20 protein-coding genes are annotated in these 21,114 nt (G+C 50.3%); 17 read left to right on the plus strand and 3 right to left on the minus strand.

Annotated elements, in window-relative coordinates; translation table 11 throughout:
* The 11 genes from I2G69_RS12315 (at position 1) to I2G69_RS12365 (ending at position 13,541) form a co-directional block, all read left to right on the plus strand.
* The gene (locus tag I2G69_RS12315; protein ID WP_002604479.1) at positions 1–393 is read left to right on the plus strand and encodes a PrgI family protein; all 393 of its coding nucleotides are present in this window, start codon (positions 1–3) and stop codon (positions 391–393) included.
* The gene (locus tag I2G69_RS12320) at positions 353–2,749 is read left to right on the plus strand and encodes a VirB4-like conjugal transfer ATPase, CD1110 family (protein WP_055271301.1); all 2,397 of its coding nucleotides are present in this window, start codon (positions 353–355) and stop codon (positions 2,747–2,749) included. The genes I2G69_RS12315 and I2G69_RS12320 overlap by 41 nt, the downstream gene beginning before the upstream one ends.
* A complete protein-coding gene (locus I2G69_RS12325) occupies positions 2,746–3,702 on the plus strand; it encodes a DNA-methyltransferase (protein WP_055271303.1) in 957 nt (318 codons plus the stop codon). The genes I2G69_RS12320 and I2G69_RS12325 overlap by 4 nt, the downstream gene beginning before the upstream one ends.
* 38 nt (positions 3,703–3,740) lie before the next feature.
* Positions 3,741–5,669 carry a C40 family peptidase gene (locus I2G69_RS12330; RefSeq protein ID WP_430750807.1) on the plus strand — a complete coding sequence of 643 codons (1,929 nt, stop codon included), beginning with the start codon at positions 3,741–3,743 and terminating at the stop codon, positions 5,667–5,669.
* Positions 5,670–5,682: 13 nt separating this feature from the next.
* Positions 5,683–6,405: a phosphoadenosine phosphosulfate reductase domain-containing protein gene (locus tag I2G69_RS12335; RefSeq protein ID WP_002604475.1), complete on the plus strand. Its 723-nt coding sequence runs from the start codon at positions 5,683–5,685 to the stop codon at positions 6,403–6,405.
* A 6-nt stretch (positions 6,406–6,411) separates the two neighbouring features.
* Positions 6,412–6,678 (plus strand): DUF4315 family protein, encoded by a 267-nt coding sequence (locus I2G69_RS12340; RefSeq protein ID WP_002584965.1) that lies wholly within the window; start codon positions 6,412–6,414, stop codon positions 6,676–6,678.
* Positions 6,668–7,417: a DUF4366 domain-containing protein gene (locus I2G69_RS12345; RefSeq protein WP_002584964.1), complete on the plus strand. Its 750-nt coding sequence runs from the start codon at positions 6,668–6,670 to the stop codon at positions 7,415–7,417. Before I2G69_RS12340 ends, I2G69_RS12345 begins: the two co-directional genes overlap by 11 nt.
* Positions 7,414–9,489: a type IA DNA topoisomerase gene (locus I2G69_RS12350; protein WP_002584963.1), complete on the plus strand. Its 2,076-nt coding sequence runs from the start codon at positions 7,414–7,416 to the stop codon at positions 9,487–9,489. Before I2G69_RS12345 ends, I2G69_RS12350 begins: the two co-directional genes overlap by 4 nt.
* Positions 9,486–9,854 (plus strand): cysteine-rich VLP domain-containing protein, encoded by a 369-nt coding sequence (locus tag I2G69_RS12355; protein ID WP_002584962.1) that lies wholly within the window; start codon positions 9,486–9,488, stop codon positions 9,852–9,854. The genes I2G69_RS12350 and I2G69_RS12355 overlap by 4 nt, the downstream gene beginning before the upstream one ends.
* Before the next feature lie 125 nt (positions 9,855–9,979).
* A complete protein-coding gene (locus tag I2G69_RS12360) occupies positions 9,980–13,327 on the plus strand; it encodes a YodL domain-containing protein (protein WP_002584961.1) in 3,348 nt (1,115 codons plus the stop codon).
* A gap of 4 nt (positions 13,328–13,331) precedes the next feature.
* Entirely contained in the window at positions 13,332–13,541 is a 210-nt protein-coding gene (locus I2G69_RS12365) for a transposon-transfer assisting family protein (protein WP_002584960.1), read from the plus strand.
* Between the two features lie 201 nt (positions 13,542–13,742).
* Here I2G69_RS12365 and I2G69_RS12370 read toward each other — a convergent pair whose 3' ends face one another.
* From I2G69_RS12370 to I2G69_RS12380, 3 genes are all read right to left on the minus strand, one after another.
* Complete coding sequence (locus I2G69_RS12370) at positions 13,743–15,077, minus strand: relaxase/mobilization nuclease domain-containing protein (protein ID WP_155202595.1); 1,335 nt, start codon at positions 15,075–15,077, stop codon at positions 13,743–13,745.
* On the minus strand, positions 15,038–15,367 hold the full coding sequence (locus tag I2G69_RS12375) for a plasmid mobilization protein (protein WP_002584958.1): 330 nt from the start codon (positions 15,365–15,367) through the stop codon (positions 15,038–15,040). Before I2G69_RS12375 ends, I2G69_RS12370 begins: the two co-directional genes overlap by 40 nt.
* A gap of 201 nt (positions 15,368–15,568) precedes the next feature.
* Positions 15,569–15,925, minus strand: coding sequence for a helix-turn-helix transcriptional regulator (locus I2G69_RS12380; RefSeq protein ID WP_002584957.1), 357 nt, complete (start codon positions 15,923–15,925; stop codon positions 15,569–15,571).
* A 398-nt stretch (positions 15,926–16,323) separates the two neighbouring features.
* Between I2G69_RS12380 and I2G69_RS12385 the strand changes: the two genes are divergently transcribed.
* From I2G69_RS12385 to I2G69_RS12410, 6 genes are all read left to right on the plus strand, one after another.
* Entirely contained in the window at positions 16,324–16,509 is a 186-nt protein-coding gene (locus I2G69_RS12385) for a cysteine-rich KTR domain-containing protein (RefSeq protein ID WP_003431289.1), read from the plus strand.
* A gap of 16 nt (positions 16,510–16,525) precedes the next feature.
* Positions 16,526–17,509: a 23S rRNA (adenine(2503)-C(2))-methyltransferase RlmN gene (gene rlmN / locus I2G69_RS12390; protein ID WP_002584956.1), complete on the plus strand. Its 984-nt coding sequence runs from the start codon at positions 16,526–16,528 to the stop codon at positions 17,507–17,509.
* A gap of 473 nt (positions 17,510–17,982) precedes the next feature.
* Positions 17,983–18,420 carry a sigma-70 family RNA polymerase sigma factor gene (locus tag I2G69_RS12395; protein WP_195560844.1) on the plus strand — a complete coding sequence of 146 codons (438 nt, stop codon included), beginning with the start codon at positions 17,983–17,985 and terminating at the stop codon, positions 18,418–18,420.
* The gene (locus I2G69_RS12400; protein ID WP_002604473.1) at positions 18,404–18,646 is read left to right on the plus strand and encodes a helix-turn-helix domain-containing protein; all 243 of its coding nucleotides are present in this window, start codon (positions 18,404–18,406) and stop codon (positions 18,644–18,646) included. Before I2G69_RS12395 ends, I2G69_RS12400 begins: the two co-directional genes overlap by 17 nt.
* A gap of 458 nt (positions 18,647–19,104) precedes the next feature.
* Positions 19,105–19,278 carry a transposon-encoded TnpW family protein gene (locus I2G69_RS12405; protein WP_002604472.1) on the plus strand — a complete coding sequence of 58 codons (174 nt, stop codon included), beginning with the start codon at positions 19,105–19,107 and terminating at the stop codon, positions 19,276–19,278.
* Positions 19,279–19,355: 77 nt separating this feature from the next.
* Positions 19,356–21,029, plus strand: coding sequence for a recombinase family protein (locus tag I2G69_RS12410; RefSeq protein ID WP_002604471.1), 1,674 nt, complete (start codon positions 19,356–19,358; stop codon positions 21,027–21,029).
* The last annotated feature ends 85 nt before the right edge of the window (positions 21,030–21,114 follow it).

Here is a 21,114-nt window from a genome sequence, read left to right on the forward strand (position 1 = left end):
ATGGCGTATGTAACCGTCCCAAAGGATTTAACCAAAATCAAGAGCAAGGTAATGTTCAACCTTACCAAAAGACAATTACTCTGTTTCGGCGCGGCGGTGGCTATCGGGCTACCGCTATTCTTTTTGACAAAGGACAGCGCGGGAACGACAACGGCGGCTTTGTGCATGGTGCTTGCCATGCTGCCCATGTTCCTACTCGCTATGTACGAGAAGAACGGGCAACCGCTGGAAGTGATTATACGGCAATTTGTGGAAGTGAAGTTTCTTCGCCCCAAAGAGCGACCTTATCAGACCAACAATTTTTATACCGCCCTTGCGCGGCAGGAGCGATTAGATAAGGAGGTACGGGCGATTGTCAAAGGAAAAGGGAAAGACCCAAAACAAAAAGCGTAAACTTACGCGGCAGGAAAAGAAACAGATCGACGCGCTTATCCGGCAGTCAAAGGGCGACGGGAAGCCCCATACGGCGCAGGACAGCATACCGTTTGAACGAATGTATAAGGACGGGATTTGCCGCCTTGCAAACGGGCGGTATTCCAAGTGCATTGAGTTTGAAGATATTAACTATCAGCTTGCGCAGCCGGACGACAAGACCGCCATTTTTGAAGCCCTTTGCGATATGTATAATTCCTTTGACGCTTCTATTGGCGTGCAGCTTTCCTTAATCAGCCGCCATGCGAACAAGGACGATTTCAAAAGCAGTATCACGATTGCGCCGCAGAATGACGACTTTGACAGTATCAGAGCCGAGTACACCGAAATGCTGCAAACGCAGCTTGAACGGGGCAACAACGGGCTTATCAAGACCAAGTTTCTCACCTTTACCATTGAAGCAAAAGACATTAAATCGGCGCGGGCGCGGCTTGCCCGTATCGAAACGGACACCCTCAACCATTTTAAGGTAATCGGCGCGGCGGCGCGGGTACTGGACGGGAAGCAGCGGCTTGAAGTGCTGCATGGGCTTTTCCACCCGGACGGGGAACGCTTCAACTTTGCGTGGGAATGGCTACCCGCAAGCGGCCTTTCCGTCAAAGACTTTATTGCCCCGTCCTCTTTCCGTTTTGGCGACGGGCGAATGTTTCAAATGGGCGGGAAGTTTGGCGCGGTTTCCTTTTTGCAGATCGTCGCGCCGGAACTTTCAGACCGTATGCTTGCCGACTTCATGGAAGCGGAAAACGGGATTGTCGTCAATCTGCACATTCAGAGTATCGACCACAACGAAGCGATCAAGACCATCAAGCGGAAAATCACCGACCTTGACCGCATGAAAATCGAGGAACAGAAAAAGGCAATCCGCAGCGGCTACGATATGGATATAATCCCGTCCGATCTTGCTACTTACGGCGGCGAAGCGAAAAACCTTTTGCGGGATTTGCAGAGCCGGAACGAGCGAATGTTTTTACTTACGCTGTTAGTTTTGAATGTGGCAGACACCAAGCAGAAATTGGATAACGACGTATTCAGTGCCGCAAGTATCGCGCAGAAATACAACTGTATGCTCACCCGCCTTGACTACCGGCAGGAACAGGGGCTTATGTCCTCTATCCCGTTGGGGGAAAACCTAATCCATATCCAGCGGGGCTTGACGACTTCCAGCACCGCTATTTTTGTCCCCTTTACGGTACAAGAGTTGTTCCAAAGCGGCGAAGCGTTGTATTACGGCTTAAACGCCCTTTCCAACAACATGATTTTGTGCGACCGAAAACGGCTGAAAAACCCTAACGGCTTGATACTCGGCACACCGGGAAGCGGCAAGAGTTTTTCGGCTAAACGCGAGATCACCAACGCTTTTCTCATTACCGCAGACGATATTATCATTTGCGATCCCGAAGCCGAATATTACCCCCTTGTGGAACGGCTGAAAGGACAGGTTATCAAGGTTTCGCAGAACAGTACGCAGTACATTAACCCGATGGATATTAACCTCAATTACAGCGAGGGCGACACGCCCATAGCGTTAAAGAGCGACTTTATCCTTTCCTTTTGCGAGTTAATCATGGGAGGTAAAAACGGGCTGGAAGCCGTTGAAAAGACCTTGATTGACCGCGCTGTTATCAGCGTGTACCGCAGCTACCTTGCAGACCCGAAGCCGGAAAATATGCCGGTTTTGGGCGACCTCTACAACGAGATTAGGAAGCAGCCGGAAAAGGAAGCGCAGCGTATCGCGTCGGCGTTGGAACTGTATGTAAACGGCAGCTTGAACCTGTTTAACCACCGCACAAACGTTGACATTCACAACCGCCTTGTCTGCTTTGACATTAAGGAACTCGGCACCCAGCTTAAAAAAGTCGGTATGCTCATTATCCAAGACCAGGTGTGGAACCGCGTAACGCTCAACCGCAGCGAGGGCAAGGCGACGCGGTACTACATCGACGAGTTTCATTTGCTGCTCAAAGAGGAACAGACCGCCGCCTATTCCGTTGAGATTTGGAAGCGTTTTCGGAAATGGGGCGGTATTCCGACAGGCATTACGCAGAACGTCAAAGACCTTTTGACGAGCAGAGAAGTTTCAAACGTTTTTGAAAACAGCGATTTTGTGTATATGCTCAACCAAGCGCAGGGCGACCGGGAAATCCTTGCAAAGCAGCTTAACATTTCACAGCAGCAAATGACCTATGTAACCCATTCCGACGCGGGCGAGGGGCTTATCTTCTACGGCAACGTGATTTTGCCCTTTATTGACCGTTTCCCGCAGGACACAGAACTCTATCGCGTGATGACGACCAAGCCCGGCGAGGTGTCGGCATGAGGATAGAAACGGATAAAATCTATTGCGGCGACAGCTTGCAGGTGCTTCAAACCTTGCCGGAAAACTGTATTGACTGTTGCGTAACGTCCCCGCCCTACTACGGCTTGCGGGACTACGGCGCAGACGGGCAGATCGGGCGGGAAGCAACGCCGGAGGAATACGTTTCCCGCATTACGGCGGTTTTCCATGAGGTAAAGCGGGTGCTTACGCCGGAGGGCACTTGTTGGCTGAATATCGCGGACACTTATTGCGGCACAGGCAGCAAAGCCGGCCACCAAGACCCCAAATATCCCAAAGGCAGGAACGGGCAGCAAGTGGCGGTCAACCACCGCGCCCCCGGCTGCAAGCCCAAAGATTTAATCGGTATCCCGTGGCTTGTAGCCCTTGCCTTGCGGGGCGACGGTTGGTATTTGCGCAGTTCTATCATCTGGTACAAAACAAACCCCATGCCGGAAAGCTGCAAAGACCGTCCGACCCGCTGCTATGAGTATGTATTTTTGCTCACCAAGTCGAAGAAATATTACTACGATTGGCAAGCAGTAGCCGAGCCGATAGCCCCCGCAACGGCGGAGCGGCTGAAAAGCGGCGTTGGCAAAGGTAACAAATATGCCGTTACTGTTCCGGGGCAGAACCAGCCTCAGAAAATCAACCGCCCCCGCGAAAAGGGCGCATACGCCGACGAGTTGATTTCCCCCGTCCGCAGCCGCCGCAACGTTTGGCAGATCAACAACGTTGCCTATCGCGGCGGGCATTTCGCGGCATACCCGCCCAAACTTGCGGAAACGTGCATTTTGGCGGGCTGTCCCGTGGGCGGGATTGTCCTTGACCCCTTTTTAGGCAGCGGCACCACCGCAGCGGCGGCAAAGCACCTTTCGCGCCGCTATATCGGCATTGAGTTAAACCCCGAATACTGCACCCTTGCAAAACAGCGGATTGGAGGTGATGAAGATTGAGCAAGGAATTAAAAGCCCCCGACAAGGTAACGCAGAAAATGACCCGCGACGGTGCGGTTGCGGAAAACCTCACGACGGGCGAAACAACGAGTATCAGCGAAAGGCCGCAGGAGGAAAACTATGCAGCTCCCGCAACGGCGGCAGCGGAAAAGGCTTTTCAGCATATCGGCGCAGAGGTTGAACGGCAAGCGGCAAAGGGCGCGGAGAAAAAAGCTCTTGACGCGGCGCAGCTAAAAACCCATACTTCCCGCTTGCAGTTTTCCGAAGCGGAACGGGCAACGCCGGAATTGCAGAAAGCTATCCGTAAATCCGAGAAAGCGGCAGACCGTTTAGACGCAGCGCGGGCGGCTATCCCCAAGCAGACCAAAATCAAGAAAGAGCGCGTTTTTGACGAAGCGAAAGGCAAGGCAAAAACGCGCCTTTCCTTTGAAAAGACGGATAAGCCCCCAAACGGCAAGTTGCGGCATAACCCCTTATCCCGTCCGGCGCAAGAGTTAAACAATACCGTACACGGGAAAATCTACGAGGTAGAGAAAGAAAACGTCGGTGTGGAAAGCGGACACCGGGTAGAACTCGCGGGCGAGAAAGCGGGCGGTATGGCGGCGCGGTCAGCAAAGCGCAGCATACGCAGCCATAAGCTGAAACCCTACCGGGCAGCGGCGGTAGCGGAGAAAAAAGCGGTAAAGGCAAACGCCGATTTCCTCTATCAAAAGGCGTTGCACGATAATCCCGCCCTTGCGCACTCAAATCCCGTTTCCCGGTTTTGGCAGAAGCAGCGCATTAAAAAGCAGTATGCAAAGACGCTGAAAGCGGGCAGCAAAGTGAAAAAGACCGCCGAAGCCACCGCAAAGGCAGCGAAGAAAACCGCGCAGGAAACCAAACGGGCGACGTTCTTTGTCGTCCGGCATTGGAAAGGCTGCTTGATTGTGGGCGGAATTGCCTTTATCGTGCTGCTGCTTTTCGGCGGGCTGTCCTCTTGCTCCCTCTTTGGCGGCAACAGCGGCAGCGGCTTGATTGCGTCGTCCTATCTCTCCGAGGACGCGGATATAACGGGCGCGGAAAGCGCGTATGCCGCTATGGAAGCCGAGTTACAAGATATGCTGGACAATATCGAAAGCGAATACCCCGGCTATGACGAATACCGGGTAAACGCGGACGAGATCGAGCATGACCCCTATGTGCTAATTTCTATCCTTTCCGCGTGGCATGAGGGCGTGTTTACACTCGATGAAGTGCAAAGCACCCTTGAAATGCTCTTTGAGAAACAGTATATCTTGACGGTCGAGGAAGAAGTACAGGTACGCTACCGCACCGAAACAAGGACGGACAGCGAGGGCAACCCCTATACGGTTGAAGTCCCCTATAACTATTACATTCTTCATGTGGATTTGGAAAACTTCAACCTCTCCCATGTCCCCGTTTACATCATGGGCGAAGAACAGCTATCCATGTACGCTATGTATATGTCGTCGCTGGGAAACAGACCCGACCTTTTCCCGCAATCCGGCTATGTGTCTAAATACTATGAAAACCCGCCCGCCGATTATGAAGTACCCGCCGCGCTGCTGGGTTCCGATGAAAAGTTTGCGCGGCTCATGGAGGAAGCAGATAAATACGTCGGTTTTCCCTATGTGTGGGGCGGCAGCACCCCGGAAACCTCTTTTGATTGCAGCGGCTTTGTGAGTTATGTGTTGACGAACAGCGGCCTATACAATACGGGCAGACTTGGGGCGCAAGGGCTTTACAACATCTCAACCCCTGTTTCTAACCCGCAGCCGGGGGATTTGGTGTTCTTTACGGGTACATACGACACCCCCGGCGTTTCCCATGTGGGGATTTATGTGGGCGAGGACGGGGACGGAAGCCCCGTCATGCTGCATTGTGGCGACCCTATCCAGTATTCAAAGCTGGACACCAGCTATTGGCAATCCCACTTTTACGCCTACGGGCGGTTAAATTACAATTAAAAGGAGTTGAAAAATGAATATTGTATCTTTTGGCGGCGGCACGAATAGTGCCGCCTTACTTATTGGCCTATACAAGCACAAAATCCCGATTGACCTTATCACCTTTGCCGATACGGGCGCGGAACACCCGCATACCTATCAATTTATCGAGATAATCAATCAATGGCTTGCGGAACACGGTATGCCGCAGATTACCGTTGTGCAGTATGTTGACCGCTACGGCAACCGCCTATCTCTTGAAACCGAGTGCTTGCGCTCTCATACGCTCCCGTCGATTGCCTACGGGCATAAGCGTTGTTCGCAGAAACACAAAATCGCACCGCAGGAAAAGTTTTGCAACCACTATGCGCCTTGCCGCGAAGTATGGCAGCGCGGCGAGAAAGTCAACCGCTATATCGGCTATGACGCGGGAGAAGTGAAACGGTATGAACATTCCCGCAAGTACAACGAAGCCGACAAAAAATATCATAACCGCTACCCCCTCATTGAAGAATGGGGCTGGAACAGGGACGATTGTATCCGGGAAATCAAAGCGGCAGGATTGCCGCAGCCGGGTAAATCGTCCTGTTTCTTTTGTCCGAGCATGAAGAAACAAGAGATTTTATATCTCAAAGAACACTATCCCGATCTATTTAACCGGGCGGCGACTTTGGAAGAAAACGCTATGCCCTATCTTAAAACCGTTAAGGGATTGGGGCGCAGCTATTCATGGAAAGAACAGTTTGGAAAGGAGTAAATGACTATGGCGAACACGAAACTTGACCGTATCGAAAGGGATATTGAGAAAACGAGGGCAAAAATCCTTGAACAGCAAAAGAAGCTGAAAGACCTTGAAGCGCAGAAAGTCGAGGAAGAAAACGCGCAGATCGTGCAAATGGTAAAGGCGGTACACCTTGACGGGACGCAGCTTGCCGCGTTCCTCTCCGCTTACGCCAGCGGCGAAATCACCTTGCCGCAGCCGGAAGCCACTTACCCCGCCGAACAGGAGGACAACGACAATGAAGAATAAAAAGATAATCCGAAAGTTTACCGTATTGCTTGCCGCACTGGTTATCATGTGCGGCTTTTCTGTTACCGCTTATGCGGGCGGTGGCGATGAAAGCGACGACACGCCTACCCCCGTAACCGAGGAAACCCCCGCGCCGGAAACCGAGCCGGAAGAAACGACGGGCGGCTATGAGCCGCAGCCCCTTACCCCGGACGGGAATATGTCCCTTGTGGACGATATAACGGGTGAAGCGTCCGGCGACAAGCAGTTTATCACCGTCGTTACCAAAAGTGGCAACTATTTTTACATCATCATTGACCGCGCCGAGGACGGGGAAAATACCGTCCATTTCCTTAACCAAGTGGACGAAGCGGATTTAACCGCCCTTATGGAGGACGGGCAGACCGAAGCCCCCGTTTGTAGCTGCACCGATAAATGCGTTGCCGGAAGCGTCAACACCGCTTGCCCGGTTTGCAGCGTCAACATGAGCGAGTGCGCGGGTGTGGAAGCCGAGCCGGAGCCGGAAGAAACCGAGCAGCCGCCGGAAGAAGAAAAAGGCGGCGGCATGGGTATTCTGCTTGTCGTGCTGCTTGTTGCCGCAGCGGGCGGCGGCGCGTTCTACTACTTTAAGATTTTGAAGCCCAAAAAGGACGCGGCGAAAGGCAGCAGCAGCCTTGACGACCTTGATTTTGACGAGGACGACGAGGAAACGGAAGTAGTCGAAACCGAACAGACCGAGCAGGAGGACGATAATCTATGAAACTTGTAATTGCAGAAAAACCGAGCGTCGGGGCGGCGATTGCCGCCGTTATGGGCGCGAATGAAAAGCGCAGCGGATATTTTGAGGGCGGCGGCTACCTTGTGTCGTGGTGTATCGGGCATTTGATTAGCCTTGCAGACGCGGCGACCTACAATGAACAATTCCGTAAATGGAAGTACGACGATCTTCCCATTGTCCCGCAGGAGTGGCAGTTTATTGTTGCCAGCGGCAAGGAGCAGCAGTTTTCCATTCTCAAAGACCTTATGCACCGCAGCGACGTTACCGAGATTATCAATGCTTGCGACAGCGGGCGCGAGGGGGAACTCATTTTCCGCTTTGTCTATGAACAGGCGAATTGCAAAAAGCCCTTTTCCCGCCTTTGGATTAGCAGCATGGAAGCAAGTGCAATCCGCGAGGGCTTTTCAAATCTCAAAGACGGGCGCGGCTATGACAACCTCTATCAATCCGCGCTTTGCAGAGCAAAGGCCGATTGGCTCATTGGCATTAACGCGACCCGCCTTTTCTCTATCCTCTACCATAAAACATTGAATGTCGGCAGAGTGCAAACGCCCACCCTTGCTATGCTGGTAAACCGCGACTATGCAATCAGCAGCTTTAAGAAAGAGAAATATCATGTCGTCCGGCTGGACGTTGGCGGCGTTGCCGCCCTTTCCGAAAGGCAGGACGACGAAGCGGCGGCGCGGCAGATGAAAGCGGCTTGCGAGAAATCGCAGGCCGTTTGTACTTCCCTTAAAAAAGAGAAAAAGACCGCAGCCCCGCCGAAACTGTTTGACCTCACCGCCTTGCAGCGGGAAGCAAACCGTTTGTATGGGTTTACGGCGAAACAGACCCTTGACTATGCGCAAGCCCTTTATGAAAAACGGCTTTTGACCTATCCCCGCACCGACAGCAAATATATCACTTCCGATATGGAGGGCAGCACAAAGGAACTTATCACCGGCCTTTGCGCTGCTCTCCCCTTTATGCAGGGCGTGAAGCTGCAAGCCGACCTTGCGAGGATTTGCGACAACAGCAAAGTAACCGACCATCACGCCATTTTGCCGACAGCGGAGTTTGTGAAAACGGGCTTTTCTTCCCTTGCCGAAAGTGAGAAAAAGCTAATGACCCTTGTGTGCGCAAAACTGCTTTGCGCCGTTGCCGCGCCCTATGAGTATGAAGCGGTTACGGCGGTTTTCACTTGCGGCGGCTATACCTTTACCGCAAAGGGCAGGACGACGCTTTGCGAGGGTTGGCGCGAGATTGAAAGACTATCCCGCGCCGCGTCCGGGGAACAGGACGAGGACGCAGAGCCGGAAGCGGTTTTACCCCCGCTTGCCGAGGGGCAGACCTTTGACAATCCGGCAGCGGAGATCTCCGAACGTTACACGCAGCCCCCAAAGGCATTTACCGAAGATACGTTACTTTCGGCTATGGAGAGTGCGGGAAAGGAGGACACGCCGGAGGACGCGGAGCGCAAAGGGTTAGGCACCACCGCGACGCGGGCGGGTATCATTGAAAAACTCATTAGCGCGGGCTTTGCCGAGCGCAAGGGCAAAAAGCTAATCCCCACAAAGGACGGGTATAACCTTGTCGCTATTCTGCCCGACAGCCTTACGTCCCCGCAGCTTACGGCAGAATGGGAAACGCGCCTTACCGGGATTGCAAAGGGCAGCGACAGCCCCGCCGACTTCATGCGCGGGATTGAGGAAATGACAGCGGGGCTTGTCAAGACCTATTCCGCGATTTCCGAGGATAAAGCGAAGCTGTTTACCCCGCAGCGGGAAGCAATCGGCACTTGCCCCCGTTGCGGCGCGGCGGTTTACGAGGGCAAGAAAAACTTTTACTGCTCCGACAGGGCTTGCAGCTTTGTGATGTGGAAGAATGACCGCTTTTTTGAGCAGCGCAAAAAGGCTTTCACAAAGGCGATTGCCGCCGCCCTTTTGAAAGACGGAAAGGTAAAAATCAAAGGTATGTACTCGACCAAGACGGGAAAGACCTTTGACGGAGTTGTGCTGCTTGCCGACACAGGCGGCAAGTATGTAAACTTCCGCGTCGAGCAGAACCGAAAATGATAAGGCTTGATGAAAAGCAATACCGCGCCGTAAAGAAAATGACCCGCGCCGCTTGTGCAAACAACGATTGCGGGAATTGTCTGCTGCTGGACGACGGGGAAACTTGCGTTTGTGTGCAGAGTATCAGCTATTCGCTGCTATGCCGCTATTTCCGCGAAGCGGTATTACCCGCCGACAGGCAGCTTTGCGAACAGATCACCCGCAGCGGGGAAACCGATTTGAAGCGTTGCGCGGTATGCGGCAGCACGTTTGCGGCGGGCAGCAACCGGGCGAAATACTGCCCCGATTGCGCGGCAAAGATACGCCGCAGACAGAAAGCCCAAAGCGAGAGAAACAGGCGTTTACGGATAAAAACAACTACATAGCAAGCACAGCAAACGAGTACCCGTTTGCGAGAAATGCCCGCGCTTCCCATAGAGAGCGCGGGCATTTTGCTTGTTGGGATAGTCCCAAACCCTTATATGACCGAGAAAGGACGTGATGAAAGAATATGCCGTATTCCTCATACGACCATGACAAATTAGAAGCCGCCGAAACCATGCGGATAGAACGCCGGATATATTTTGAAGCAAAGGACAGGGAGATTGCCCCTTATGCTTCCTTGCCGATTGCGCAGCTACTTTCCATGCGCAGCGAAAGCGCGGCGGCAGAACAGGCGATTTTTGACGACCTTAAAGAACGCGCCGCCGCATGGGAAGAACAGGCGGGAAGAACGCTTTTGCTGGATAAAACACTTGAATATGTGAGAACGCCGCACGTCCAGCACACCGCTAACGAGTGGCAGACCACCGAGCATAACCGCCATATTCGCAGCAACCGGGTATATCAGATGAATTACTACATTTACGAGAATACCCGCTACGACAAAGAAGCGCAGAAATCTATCCCGTATTCATGGACGCTTACATGGAGCGTGCGCACCAACAGCCCAAGCAGAACCCAAGCGAAGATTGCCGGACAAGATAGAAAGGTTTTCACCGACAAGGCAGCTATGGAAAAGTATCTGAATGGGCGTATCAAAGCGTATGACCGCTTGTTTACGGAAATCTCCCCGCCTATCCCGCAGGAGTACGCCGACTATTTCAAAGTAAACGGTATGCTCATGCCGGACTACACCATAGAGGGCGAAGAACCCCCGCAGCAGCAACAGGCGGCAGCTATCCCCGAAAATACCGGGCAGGAAAAGGAGCGTGAACACATGAGCGAACAGTTTTCTATTATGATAGGCAACCGCAGCCGCTTTGACGCGGGCGACCCCGGCGGCTATTGGTTGGATATGCCCGCCACAAAGGAGCAGTTGCACGAAGCTATGCGGAACGTCGGCATTACCGCCGACAACCCGCAGGATTTTTCCATTCGCGGCTATTCCGACGACCCGGAGAAACATATTGCCTTGCCTTATGAAATGGTATGCGCCGCCGACGTGGACGAACTCAATTTTCTTGCGGCGCGGCTCGAACAGCTTGACCCCGCCGAGGTTGGCAAGCTGAACGCAGCTTTGCAGCAGAAAAACGGGCTTGCAAATATTGGACAGGTAATTGACTTCACCTACAACGTGGATTTTTACGTCCATATCCCCGAAGTACATAACTACCACGATTTGGGCGACTATTACTTAAATCAATCCGGCATGGTACAAATGCCCGAAGAATGGAAAGGCGGCATTGACCTTTCTACTTTTGGCAGGAACGCTGCCGCGCAGGAAAAAGGCGCGTTTACCGAGTACGGCTATATCGTGGAAAGCGGCGACGAGTGGGAACGGCAGTTTGAGGGGCGCGAAGTGCCGGAAGAATACCGCATTATGAGTTACCCGCAGCCGGAGCGCGGCGAACAGGACAAAGCCTATATGGACGCAGCCGAAACGCAGCAAGCAGACGCACAGGCCGCAGAGCCGCAGCAGCCCCGCCCCGTCGTCCCCATTATCCTTACTTCCGAAAAGCCCGCCGAAAAGGTAAAGGAGATCACCGCGCGTTTGGAACAGGGCGTACAGGCGATTTTTGACAGCGACCGCTACAAAGAGTTTCTAACCGCTATGTCAAAGTTCCATGATTATAGTTTGAATAACACTATCCTAATTGCTATGCAGGGCGGCAATTTGGTAATGGGCTTCCGTCAATGGGAAAAGGAGTTTGACCGCCATGTAAAGAAAGGCGAGAAAGGCATTAAAATCTTTGCCCCCGCGCCCTACAAGGTGAAAAAGCTGGTTGATAAAATCGACCCCGAAACGAGAAAGCCCATGCTTGACCGCGAGGGAAAAGTGGTAAAGGAAGAAAAGGAAATCACCGTCCCCGCCTTTAAGGTTATAACCGTCTTTGATATTTCGCAGACCGAGGGCAAGGAGTTTCCCGACCTTTCCGTTAAACCGCTGCTTGCCGATGTGGAGCAGTACGAGGATTTTTTCGCCGCCCTTGAAAAAGCGTCCCCCGTCCCGATTGCATTTGAGCAGATCACAAACGGCGCAAATGGGTATTTCAGTTTGACCGACAAGCGTATTGCAATCAAAGAGGGCGTGAGTGAATTACAGGCGGTAAAGACCGCCATTCACGAAATCGCGCATGCGAAGCTGCACGACGTAGACTTAAACGCCCCGCCGGAGCAGCAAAACCGCGTTGACCGCCATACCTGCGAGGTAGAAGCGGAAAGCGTCGCTTATACGGTTTGCCAGCATTTCGGCCTTGATACTTCCGATTACTCTTTCGGCTATGTGGCTGGTTGGAGCAGCGGCAAGGAAATGACCGAGTTAAAAGCGTCCCTTGAAACAATACAGACCACCGCAAAGGAACTCATTACCGAGATTGAGGGGCATTTTACCGAGTTGCAGCAGCAGCGGCAAGCCGAGCAGGAGCAGGGCGATACCTTTTCCATTTATCAGTTAAAGCGCGGGGACGAAACAAGGGACTTGCGCTTTGAGCCTTATGACCGTCTGCAAGCGGCTGGACTTACCATTGACCGGGTAAATTATGAACTCGTCTATACTGCACCGCTTACAAAGGATATGACGCTGGGCGACATTTGGGAAAGGTTTAATATCGACCACCCCGCCGACTTTAAGGGGCATAGCCTTTCCGTTTCCGACATTGTTGTGCTTCATCAGAACGACGAGGACACCGCCCACTATGTAGACAGTATCGGTTTTCAGCAAGTGCCGGAGTTTTTGCAGGAGCAGCAGACCCCCGTATTTGACAAGCTGCCGCCCGAACAGCAGCAAGCCTTGTCCGACACCGTACAAGACACTTTGCAAATGCTGGTTGACGCAGACAAGCGGATTTATGGCGACGTTACGGGCAAGACCCTTGAAGCAATCGCGGCGCAAGGATATTCCTACAAGGACGGGCAGCTTGAAAAGCAGCAGCCGGAAGCGACCCCCGACAGCCTTTTGACGGGTGAAACCGTTAGAACGCCGAGGGGCAATTTTCATATTACCGATATGAGCCGTGAACAGATCGAAGCGGCGGGATTTGGTTTTCACCATGCGTCGGAGGACGGGAAGTATCTCATTATGGGGAATGGCACACAGGCTTATGCCATAGCCGCCGAGCAGCCGCAGCGGGATAATCCCTTAAAGCACGTCGAGGACACCATAGAGCAGAACGACAACAATTTTGACGGGCTTATCAACAATACGCCGCAAACGCCCACCGTTGCAGATTTTGAGCAGCGGGCAAAGGCGGGGGAAGCGATTTCCGTTACCGACCTTGCAAAAGCGGTAAAAGCCGAGAAACGGGAACAGCCGCAGAAAAAACCGTCCATTTTGAAGAAGCTGGACGAATACAAGAAACAGGCGGCGCAGCAGCCGAAAGATAAACAGAAAGAGCATAAAAAGGATTTGGAGGTTTGATAGCATGAATACCCGCTTTACCATTGAGGAAGAAAACATTGTTGCGATCTACGCCGAGGACAGCCGGGAAACAACGCTTGAAAATATCCTTGCCGCCATGCCCTACATGGACGAGGATATGCGCCAGCTTGCCGCCGCAGCGGTGAACAAGCTGCAAGCCATGACGGACAGCGAGTTTTCCGAAAGGGAGTTTATCTTGACCGACGAGGAATAGCCCATAGAGAACAGGGGCGCGGTTGCCGATTTCCGGCACCGCGCCCCTGTTCTTTTTTTGTCCTTGCGTGGACAATTAGAAAGCCGTTTTTGCGGGTTTGAATATACTTTATCGTCTATGTCGTTTTCATGCGCTGGAAGCCGCAGAAACACAGGCGTTTTCAGCCCTTAACATTCCACTTGCCACCCCATGTTTTGCGCCTTATCGCTCCTGCTCCCGCGCCCTGCTTTGGGACGGGTAAAGAATACTATCGACGTTCTTTTTGACAACGCCGTATTCCTGCATTTGCTTCTTGGCTTGCCAATAATCTTCATACAATTTGGTTTTCCTGTCGTTTAAGCTTCTATACTCCTTGCGCAGCGCGGCGAGATCGGGCAGCTTCTTTATCTGCATTTCCTTTAATGCCCTTGCCGCAGCTTCAAACAGGATAATTTCGCTTTCATGCCCCCGCAGATACTTTTCCTTGTCCGGCGATTTTCGGTATTCATCGTAAATCGGTTTTAACTGTCGGTATGTGGTGGTGTGCTTGATAAGCAGCGACAAATCAGACATACGCTGTTCCACTTCCTTAACCGCCTTTGCCGCCGCGTCATGAGCGGTCATAATATCGGCTATCTTGCTTTCAAGTTCGCTATAATACTCAATCTTGTTTTCGGTTAGGAAGTTCATGCTTTTAGCAGCCTGTTTCAGATTATGGATTTTTGCCCACCGTTCATAGCCCGCCGACTGTTGGGCTTTGATACTGTTTTCAAGATCGACGACAAGCCGGATTTTCTTATCTTCCCGCAGCGTTTTTGTTTTGGCAACATACACGCCCTTGATACGCTCCTTTATCGCTTCTTCCGTATAGGCCGCGCCGAGCGTCTTTGTGCGGGTAAACCGTTCCTGTCCGGCAGCGCGAAAGGAAATGTATTTGCCCTGTTTGATTTCATACCCCATTTCCTGCAAGCGGCGCAGCAGTTCGTCAAAATCTTTCACTTGGGGAATGAGAGTATCTATCGCCGTTTTCAGCTTTGCTTTGTAGCTTGTCCCTTGCTTTTCGGCGGTGTATTCTGCATAGCTTTTTCCCTTGTCCTGTCCCGGTACGACGACGGATAGCCCATGCTCTTTACATATCCTGTCGCTGGTGCGCCGGATAAAGTGATAGCTTTGCTTGTTGGAATGGTACTTTTTGTAGTCAACGAAGCTAACCGCGTTGAAAATCAAGTGATTATGCAGATGGTCTTTATCGACGTGAGTTGTCAAAACAAACTCATACTTGCCGCCTAATACCGCCCCGGCAAGTTCCATGCCGATTTTGTGCGCTTCTTCCGGTGTGGTTTCTCCCACCGCAAAGGATTGTATCAAGTGCCGCCCTAAATGTGTGCCGCGATCTCCGGCAGCTTCCCGCGTCCATGCAAACTCAATATCGGCGGTTTCCAGCCCGCAGCCGAAAGAGGACGCAAGCAGCTTCCCGTCTGTCTTTTCGGGATTTAAGATATAGTCTATCGCAGCCTTTAAGGTTGATTTAATAGGGTGCGTCTTTGTAACCGCCATATCTCGTCCACCGCCTTTTTAATGTCCTCTATATCCTGCCTGTAAACCGTCCCCGTCGCATTGGCGCGTTTTGCAATTTGGTTGATGTTCCGGCTCACCGCTTGCAGTTCCCGGATATATGCTTTTGTGTCGCTTCGGTCAACGACAAGAATATACCCGTCTATCGCCATTTTACGGAAGTATGCCCCATACTGCTTTATGGGAAGCTGCTTCATCTTCTCGTCGATCAGCCGCTTTTCTTCTTCCGTAACGTAAAACTTCATCTGTATATTTCTCTTTCGGTTTTCCATTTCCGCACCGCCTTTCGGTATAAGGGTTTGGGATTATCCCAACAAGCATTTTCCGCAAACGGGTACTCGTTTGCTGTGCTTGCTATCTACTCCATACCCCCACCGAAAGGCGGTATTTGTTGCGCGTTCCTTTGATTTTGGACGCAAAAAAAGATTGCAGCCGCCATGCGCTGCAATCTCCCGATTTCTCATATTGTGAGGTTAATCCTCTGCTTTTTCGACTTCCGTTATCTCCCTTGCTGTTGCGGTTACAATCCGTATGCCTTTATCGCTCATACCGTCCAGCAGCGCGTCAAGCTGCCGCCGCCCGGTGGATTTCTCCGCATTGCTGTTCGGGAAGAAAAATTGATCTACCGAAATATGATACCGGGTTACAAGGTCATAGAATACCTGTAAACTCGGCTGTTGTCCCTTGTTCTCGATATTCGCAAGGTAGCGCGGGGAAATATATAACTCGTCGCTTACCTTTTTGCGGCTCTCGCCGTATTCATTTCTCGCGGCTTTTATAGCTGCCCCGAAAGCCTTAAAGTCGTACAATGGTACGGGTCTTTTTGCCATTTTCATTCACCCTGTTACATTTTACAGTTCACCTTTCTTTTTGGATATGTCCACACAATTCATATCATTAGGTTAAATACTTCCTGTTGTGTATTGACAGTAGACTGATTTTCTGATAAAATAAAATTTATGTAAAAGGAGGCGGCGTTTATGTTGCATAGCATGCGTATTAGATAAGCATTGAAAAAAAGGATTTTCCCATTTTCAACATGGGCTTTTTTGTCATGCTTATTTTGCGGATGCTATACAAAAAACTAACGACGTATAGATATAGTATAGACATGGTGCAAGCTATGCCTTAGTTTTGTTGTACTGCTCTGTGCATTATAAATGCAGGTCAATGCTCATGTTGAGGATTGACCTGCATTTTTTTGTGTAAAAAGGACGAGTGAAATATAATGCTTAAAAAATATTGGATAAAATGTCCGATTTGTAACGGAAAGACGAGAGTTCAAGTATTTCATAATACTGTATTAAAAGATTTTCCTCTTTTCTGCCCTAAATGCAAATTGACGCATATCATTGATGTAGAAAAATTAGAGATTGTAATCAAAAATACAGAAAAACAAACTTTTATTATTTAGAAGAAAGGATATAAAAATGAAACGTTTACCTAAATATACGCCTGCGGAAGTACGGAATGATCCATACGGATTTACTTACAAAGAAATGTCGGAAGTTATTGGCGAGAATGAAGCAAAAGCCTTATATGAAGAATTATATAAGCAATTACCACGCAAAAAAAATCTATCAATGTTGGTAAAAAATATTTGCAAAAGCAGTGATACTGAAAAGTATGTTTACGAACTGAAAGACAACAAATACATTGAAACGGTTTTTATCAAGCGGCGAGATGGTGGAACTGTTTGCGTGAGCACACAAGTCGGTTGTCCTGTTGGTTGTATTTTTTGTGAGTCCGGGCGAAATGGCTTTGTTCGTAATCTAACATCGTCAGAAATCGTACAACAGATTATATTGTTGCGTCGAAAAGTAAACCGTATCGTTTTTATGGGTATGGGAGAGCCTTTATTCAATTATGACAACTTGATAAAAGCAATCCATATTCTCCGAGATAGATATGGGCTCAACTTTCCAACCGACGGCATTACCATATCAACAGTTGGTCCGGTCGATCAATTAAAAAAATTGCGCGAGGAACATCTTAAAATTCAGTTGACAATATCTTTACACGCAGCAACACAATCTGCAAGAAATCGTATTATTCCTCACATGCGCATATATGCTATTGAAGATGTTGTTAAGCAAGCCTTATCCTATTCTGAAAGGCATAATCGCAAAATTGTCTTTGCGTATTTGCTTTTACCGGGTATAAATGACCGGCCCTCAGATGTAAGACAACTTGCAAAATGGTTTCGGGGCAAAAAAGTTATGATTAACGTGTTACAATACAACCCAACAAGCAATTCAAGAATTAAAGCACCACAGAAACGGGAAATAGTTGCATTCAAACATCAATTAGAGCAAGCAGGACTTGAAGTTACTATGAGAGTTTCTCATGGCAGAGAGATTAACGCGGCTTGTGGACAGTTAGCTAACACATATAATAAATTCAAAAAAAAATGATTAAAAGTGCCAGACGCATAGACGCAGAGCCGATAACGCATTAGGTCAAAAAACCTATGTGTTATCGGCTTTTTTATTTAATATTGCGCAAAAGCCGCTGTTCCCTATTATAGAATGGATTGCGGGTAGTGTATTAAAGTCGCCCTTTTTTAAGGATACGGCGGTATCGGGGAGGTATCGCCGTGTCCATTTTTATTTACTGTAACCCGCCTAATGCTTTGCGGTCAAAAAAAGCTATGCTCCGCAAGCGGGATATTCCGGCTATGAATGTGAACTGTCAATACATTTAGCTACTGCTTACATTTCCTTTGCGCCCGTCCGCGTCTTGCGGACGGGCGCATTTTGCTTTTTTCAACTTTTTTCTGAAAAGCGCACTCAAGAGCCATCTCCCGAACGGGTACGGAGCGAAAGGGGCAGAGAGGACAAGCCCTTAACTCCCGTCCTCTACTCCACGCGGGAAGGAGGTGAACTCTATGGAGCTATCTTCTTCCGACAAGGAAAGAATACAACATCAGTACGACGCATTAGCAAAGAAAACTTTGGTCGGCGAAGCGAAAAGCCACCGCCGCACTCTTGCGAAACGCGCAGCACGCGAAGTTACTTTTTCGGATTTGAGCGGAAGCGAACTCGCGCAGCTTTTCACAACGGACGAATACGAAAGCGATTATTTCCGTTTTCAAGTGTCCGGCTTTGATGTACTCGTCAAAAATGAACTGCTTGCCGAAGCCCTTAACGCTTTGCCCGAAAGGAAACGCGACATTATCCTTTTGTCCTACTTCTTGGATATGAGCGACGCGGAAATTGGCGAACTGCTGAATGTTGTACGCACGACGGTTTTCCGGCACAGGAAATCCGCGCTTGCGAAAATCAAACAGTATTTGGAGGGAAAAGCAGATGATGAATACCGTTAGGAAGTCTGAAAATCTGTTGCCGTTCCCTGTCATTTCCGCAGCGGCAAACGGCGACACAACCGCCATGTGCGCGATCTTGAAGCACTACGAGGGTTACATAGCGAAACTTTGTACCCGCACGCTGAAAGACGACGCGGGCAATACCTATTCCTATGTGGACGAGGAAATGCGTAACAGGCTGCAAGTGCGCCTTATTACCCGCACCCTTGCTTTTCATGTAGGATAATCTTTTAGCCCATGCGGGGAGCGTGTCCCCTTTCCACGCTTCCCGTTATGGGCTATTTGTCGTTCCGCAAAAGCATATCCGCTGTTGATGTGCTTTTGCAGGCCGACAAAGCCTATTGTTCTTTGACAAAGAAAGCGGCCTTTGGTGCGCAGCATAACAGGCAAACGGGTACATTCCGTCTGTACCGAGCCAGTCGGCGGGTACGCCATGACAGCTTTTCCCCATAGGGGAAAAGCCGAGCGAGAACTACCGCGCCGTAAAACAGGTTTAGCAGCTTGTGGGCGACGACATACAAGGCGGCACAATGATACTCCCGCGTTGAACACCCTCAAAGTATTGCGCGGCGCACCCATAAGCATGGGCCGGGGTGAAACTCCCGTGAGGTTGCAGCTAACAACCGCCCGTTTTTGCCTTTTGACGAATATAGTTTATCCATACAGGAAAAGGAGGTTTTTCTAATGGATAAAAAACAGACAATTACAACCGAACGCAAAATAGGGAAAATCACCTATCTTGTTCAAGCGTTGCCGAGTGAAAAGGCAACCGATACAATCCATAAAAAGATTGAGAAACTCATTGTAAAGGATTTGCAGAAAAAGCCCGGAAATCCGGGATTTTTAGCGTCCGAGTAGTGCATTAGGCGGCGGGATATGGTATAATGATAGCAACACATTATACCTGTTTATTCGGCTGTCGGAAAGGAGGACTAATGTTACAGTCGAATAAAATCACCGCCCTTTACTGCCGTTTAAGTCAAGAGGATATGCAAGCCGGAGAAAGCGGAAGCATACAGCACCAAAAAATGATACTTCAACGCTATGCGGACGAACACCATTTTTTGAACACAAAGTTTTTTGTGGACGACGGATTTTCCGGCGTGAGTTTTGAGCGCGAGGGGCTGCAAGCGATGTTGCAGGAAGTGGAAGCCGGACGAGTGGCGACGGTCATTACCAAAGACCTTTCCCGTCTTGGCAGAAACTATCTGAAAACGGGCGAACTCATAGAGATTGTATTTCCCGAAAACGGAGTACGCTATATCGCGATCAACGACGGAGTTGACACAGCGCGGGAGGATAACGAGTTTACCCCCTTGCGGAACTGGTTTAACGAGTTTTACGCCCGCGACACAAGCAAGAAAATCCGCGCAGTTAAACAGGCACAGGCGCAAAAAGGCGAGCGCGTCAACGGGGAATATCCATACGGCTATATCCCAGACCCGAACAACCGCCACCACCTTATACCCGACCCGGAAACCGCGCCGATTGTCAAACAGGTTTTCGCTATGTTTGTTAGCGGCGTGCGTATGTGCGAAATCCAAAAATGGCTTGCGGAAAACAAAGTCTTGACGATTGGAGCGTTGCGCTATCAGCGTACAGGACAGGCGCGGTATCAGCGGGCAATGATCGCCCCCTATACTTGGCCGGACAAAACGCTCTATGACATATTAGCAAGGCAGGAATATTTAGGGCATACCATAACCGCGAAAACTCACAAGGTATCCTACAAGTCGAAAAAGACCCGGAAGAACGAAGAAGAACAACGCTATTTCTTCCCAAACACCCATGAGCCGCTTGTTGACGAGGAAACCTTTGAACTTGCGCAAAAGCGGATTGCTACCCGCCACCGCCCGACAAAAGCAGCGGAGATTGATATTTTTTCCGGCTTGCTGTTTTGCGCTGGTTGCAGACATAAGATGTATTACCAACAGGGCGTAAATATCGAGCCGCGCAAGTTTTCCTATTCTTGCGGCGCATGGCGCAACAGGGCAAGGACAGGCAGCGAGTGTACCTCTCATTATATCCGCAAAAACGTACTTCTTGATTTAGTGCTGGAAGATATGCGGCGGGTTTTGCGGTATGTTAAGGAACACGAACAGGACTTTATCTGTAAAGCTACCGAGTACGGCGACATGGAAGCGAGAAAGGCATTAGCGCAGCAGCAAAAGGAACTTTTCAAAGCACAGGCGCGTATGACCGAACTTGACACGCTTTTCCGCAAGCTGTATGAGGACAACGCATTAGGCAGACTGACAGATGAACGGTTTGTGTTTCTAACTTCCGGCTATGAGGACGAAAAGAAATCCCTTGCCGCAAGGATAGACGAGTTACAACAGCAGATCGCAACCGTTACCGAGCGAAAAAGGGATATATCAAGGTTTATTCAGATTGTCGGGAAATACAGCGACATACAGGAATTGACCTATGAAAACGTCCATGAGTTTATCGACCGTATTTTGATACATGAATTAGACCGGGAAACCAACACCCGGAAAATCGAAATCCATTACAGCTTTGTCGGACAGGTTGATACCGAGCAGGAGCCGACGCAAGTTGTCAACCATGACCGCCGCAACATGGTAGATGTAAAAAGTATCGCTATCTAACCCCAGCAAACTTCGCGCCTTCGCGACCGTCCTTCAAGTCCCTATTGAAGAACTACTTGAACCGGAAGAAGAATAGACCCACGGA

Origin of the sequence: Anaeromassilibacillus sp. D41t1_190614_C2 (assembly GCF_015558525.1) — a bacterium.
Classification (GTDB): domain Bacteria; phylum Bacillota; class Clostridia; order Oscillospirales; family Acutalibacteraceae; genus Anaeromassilibacillus; species Anaeromassilibacillus stercoravium.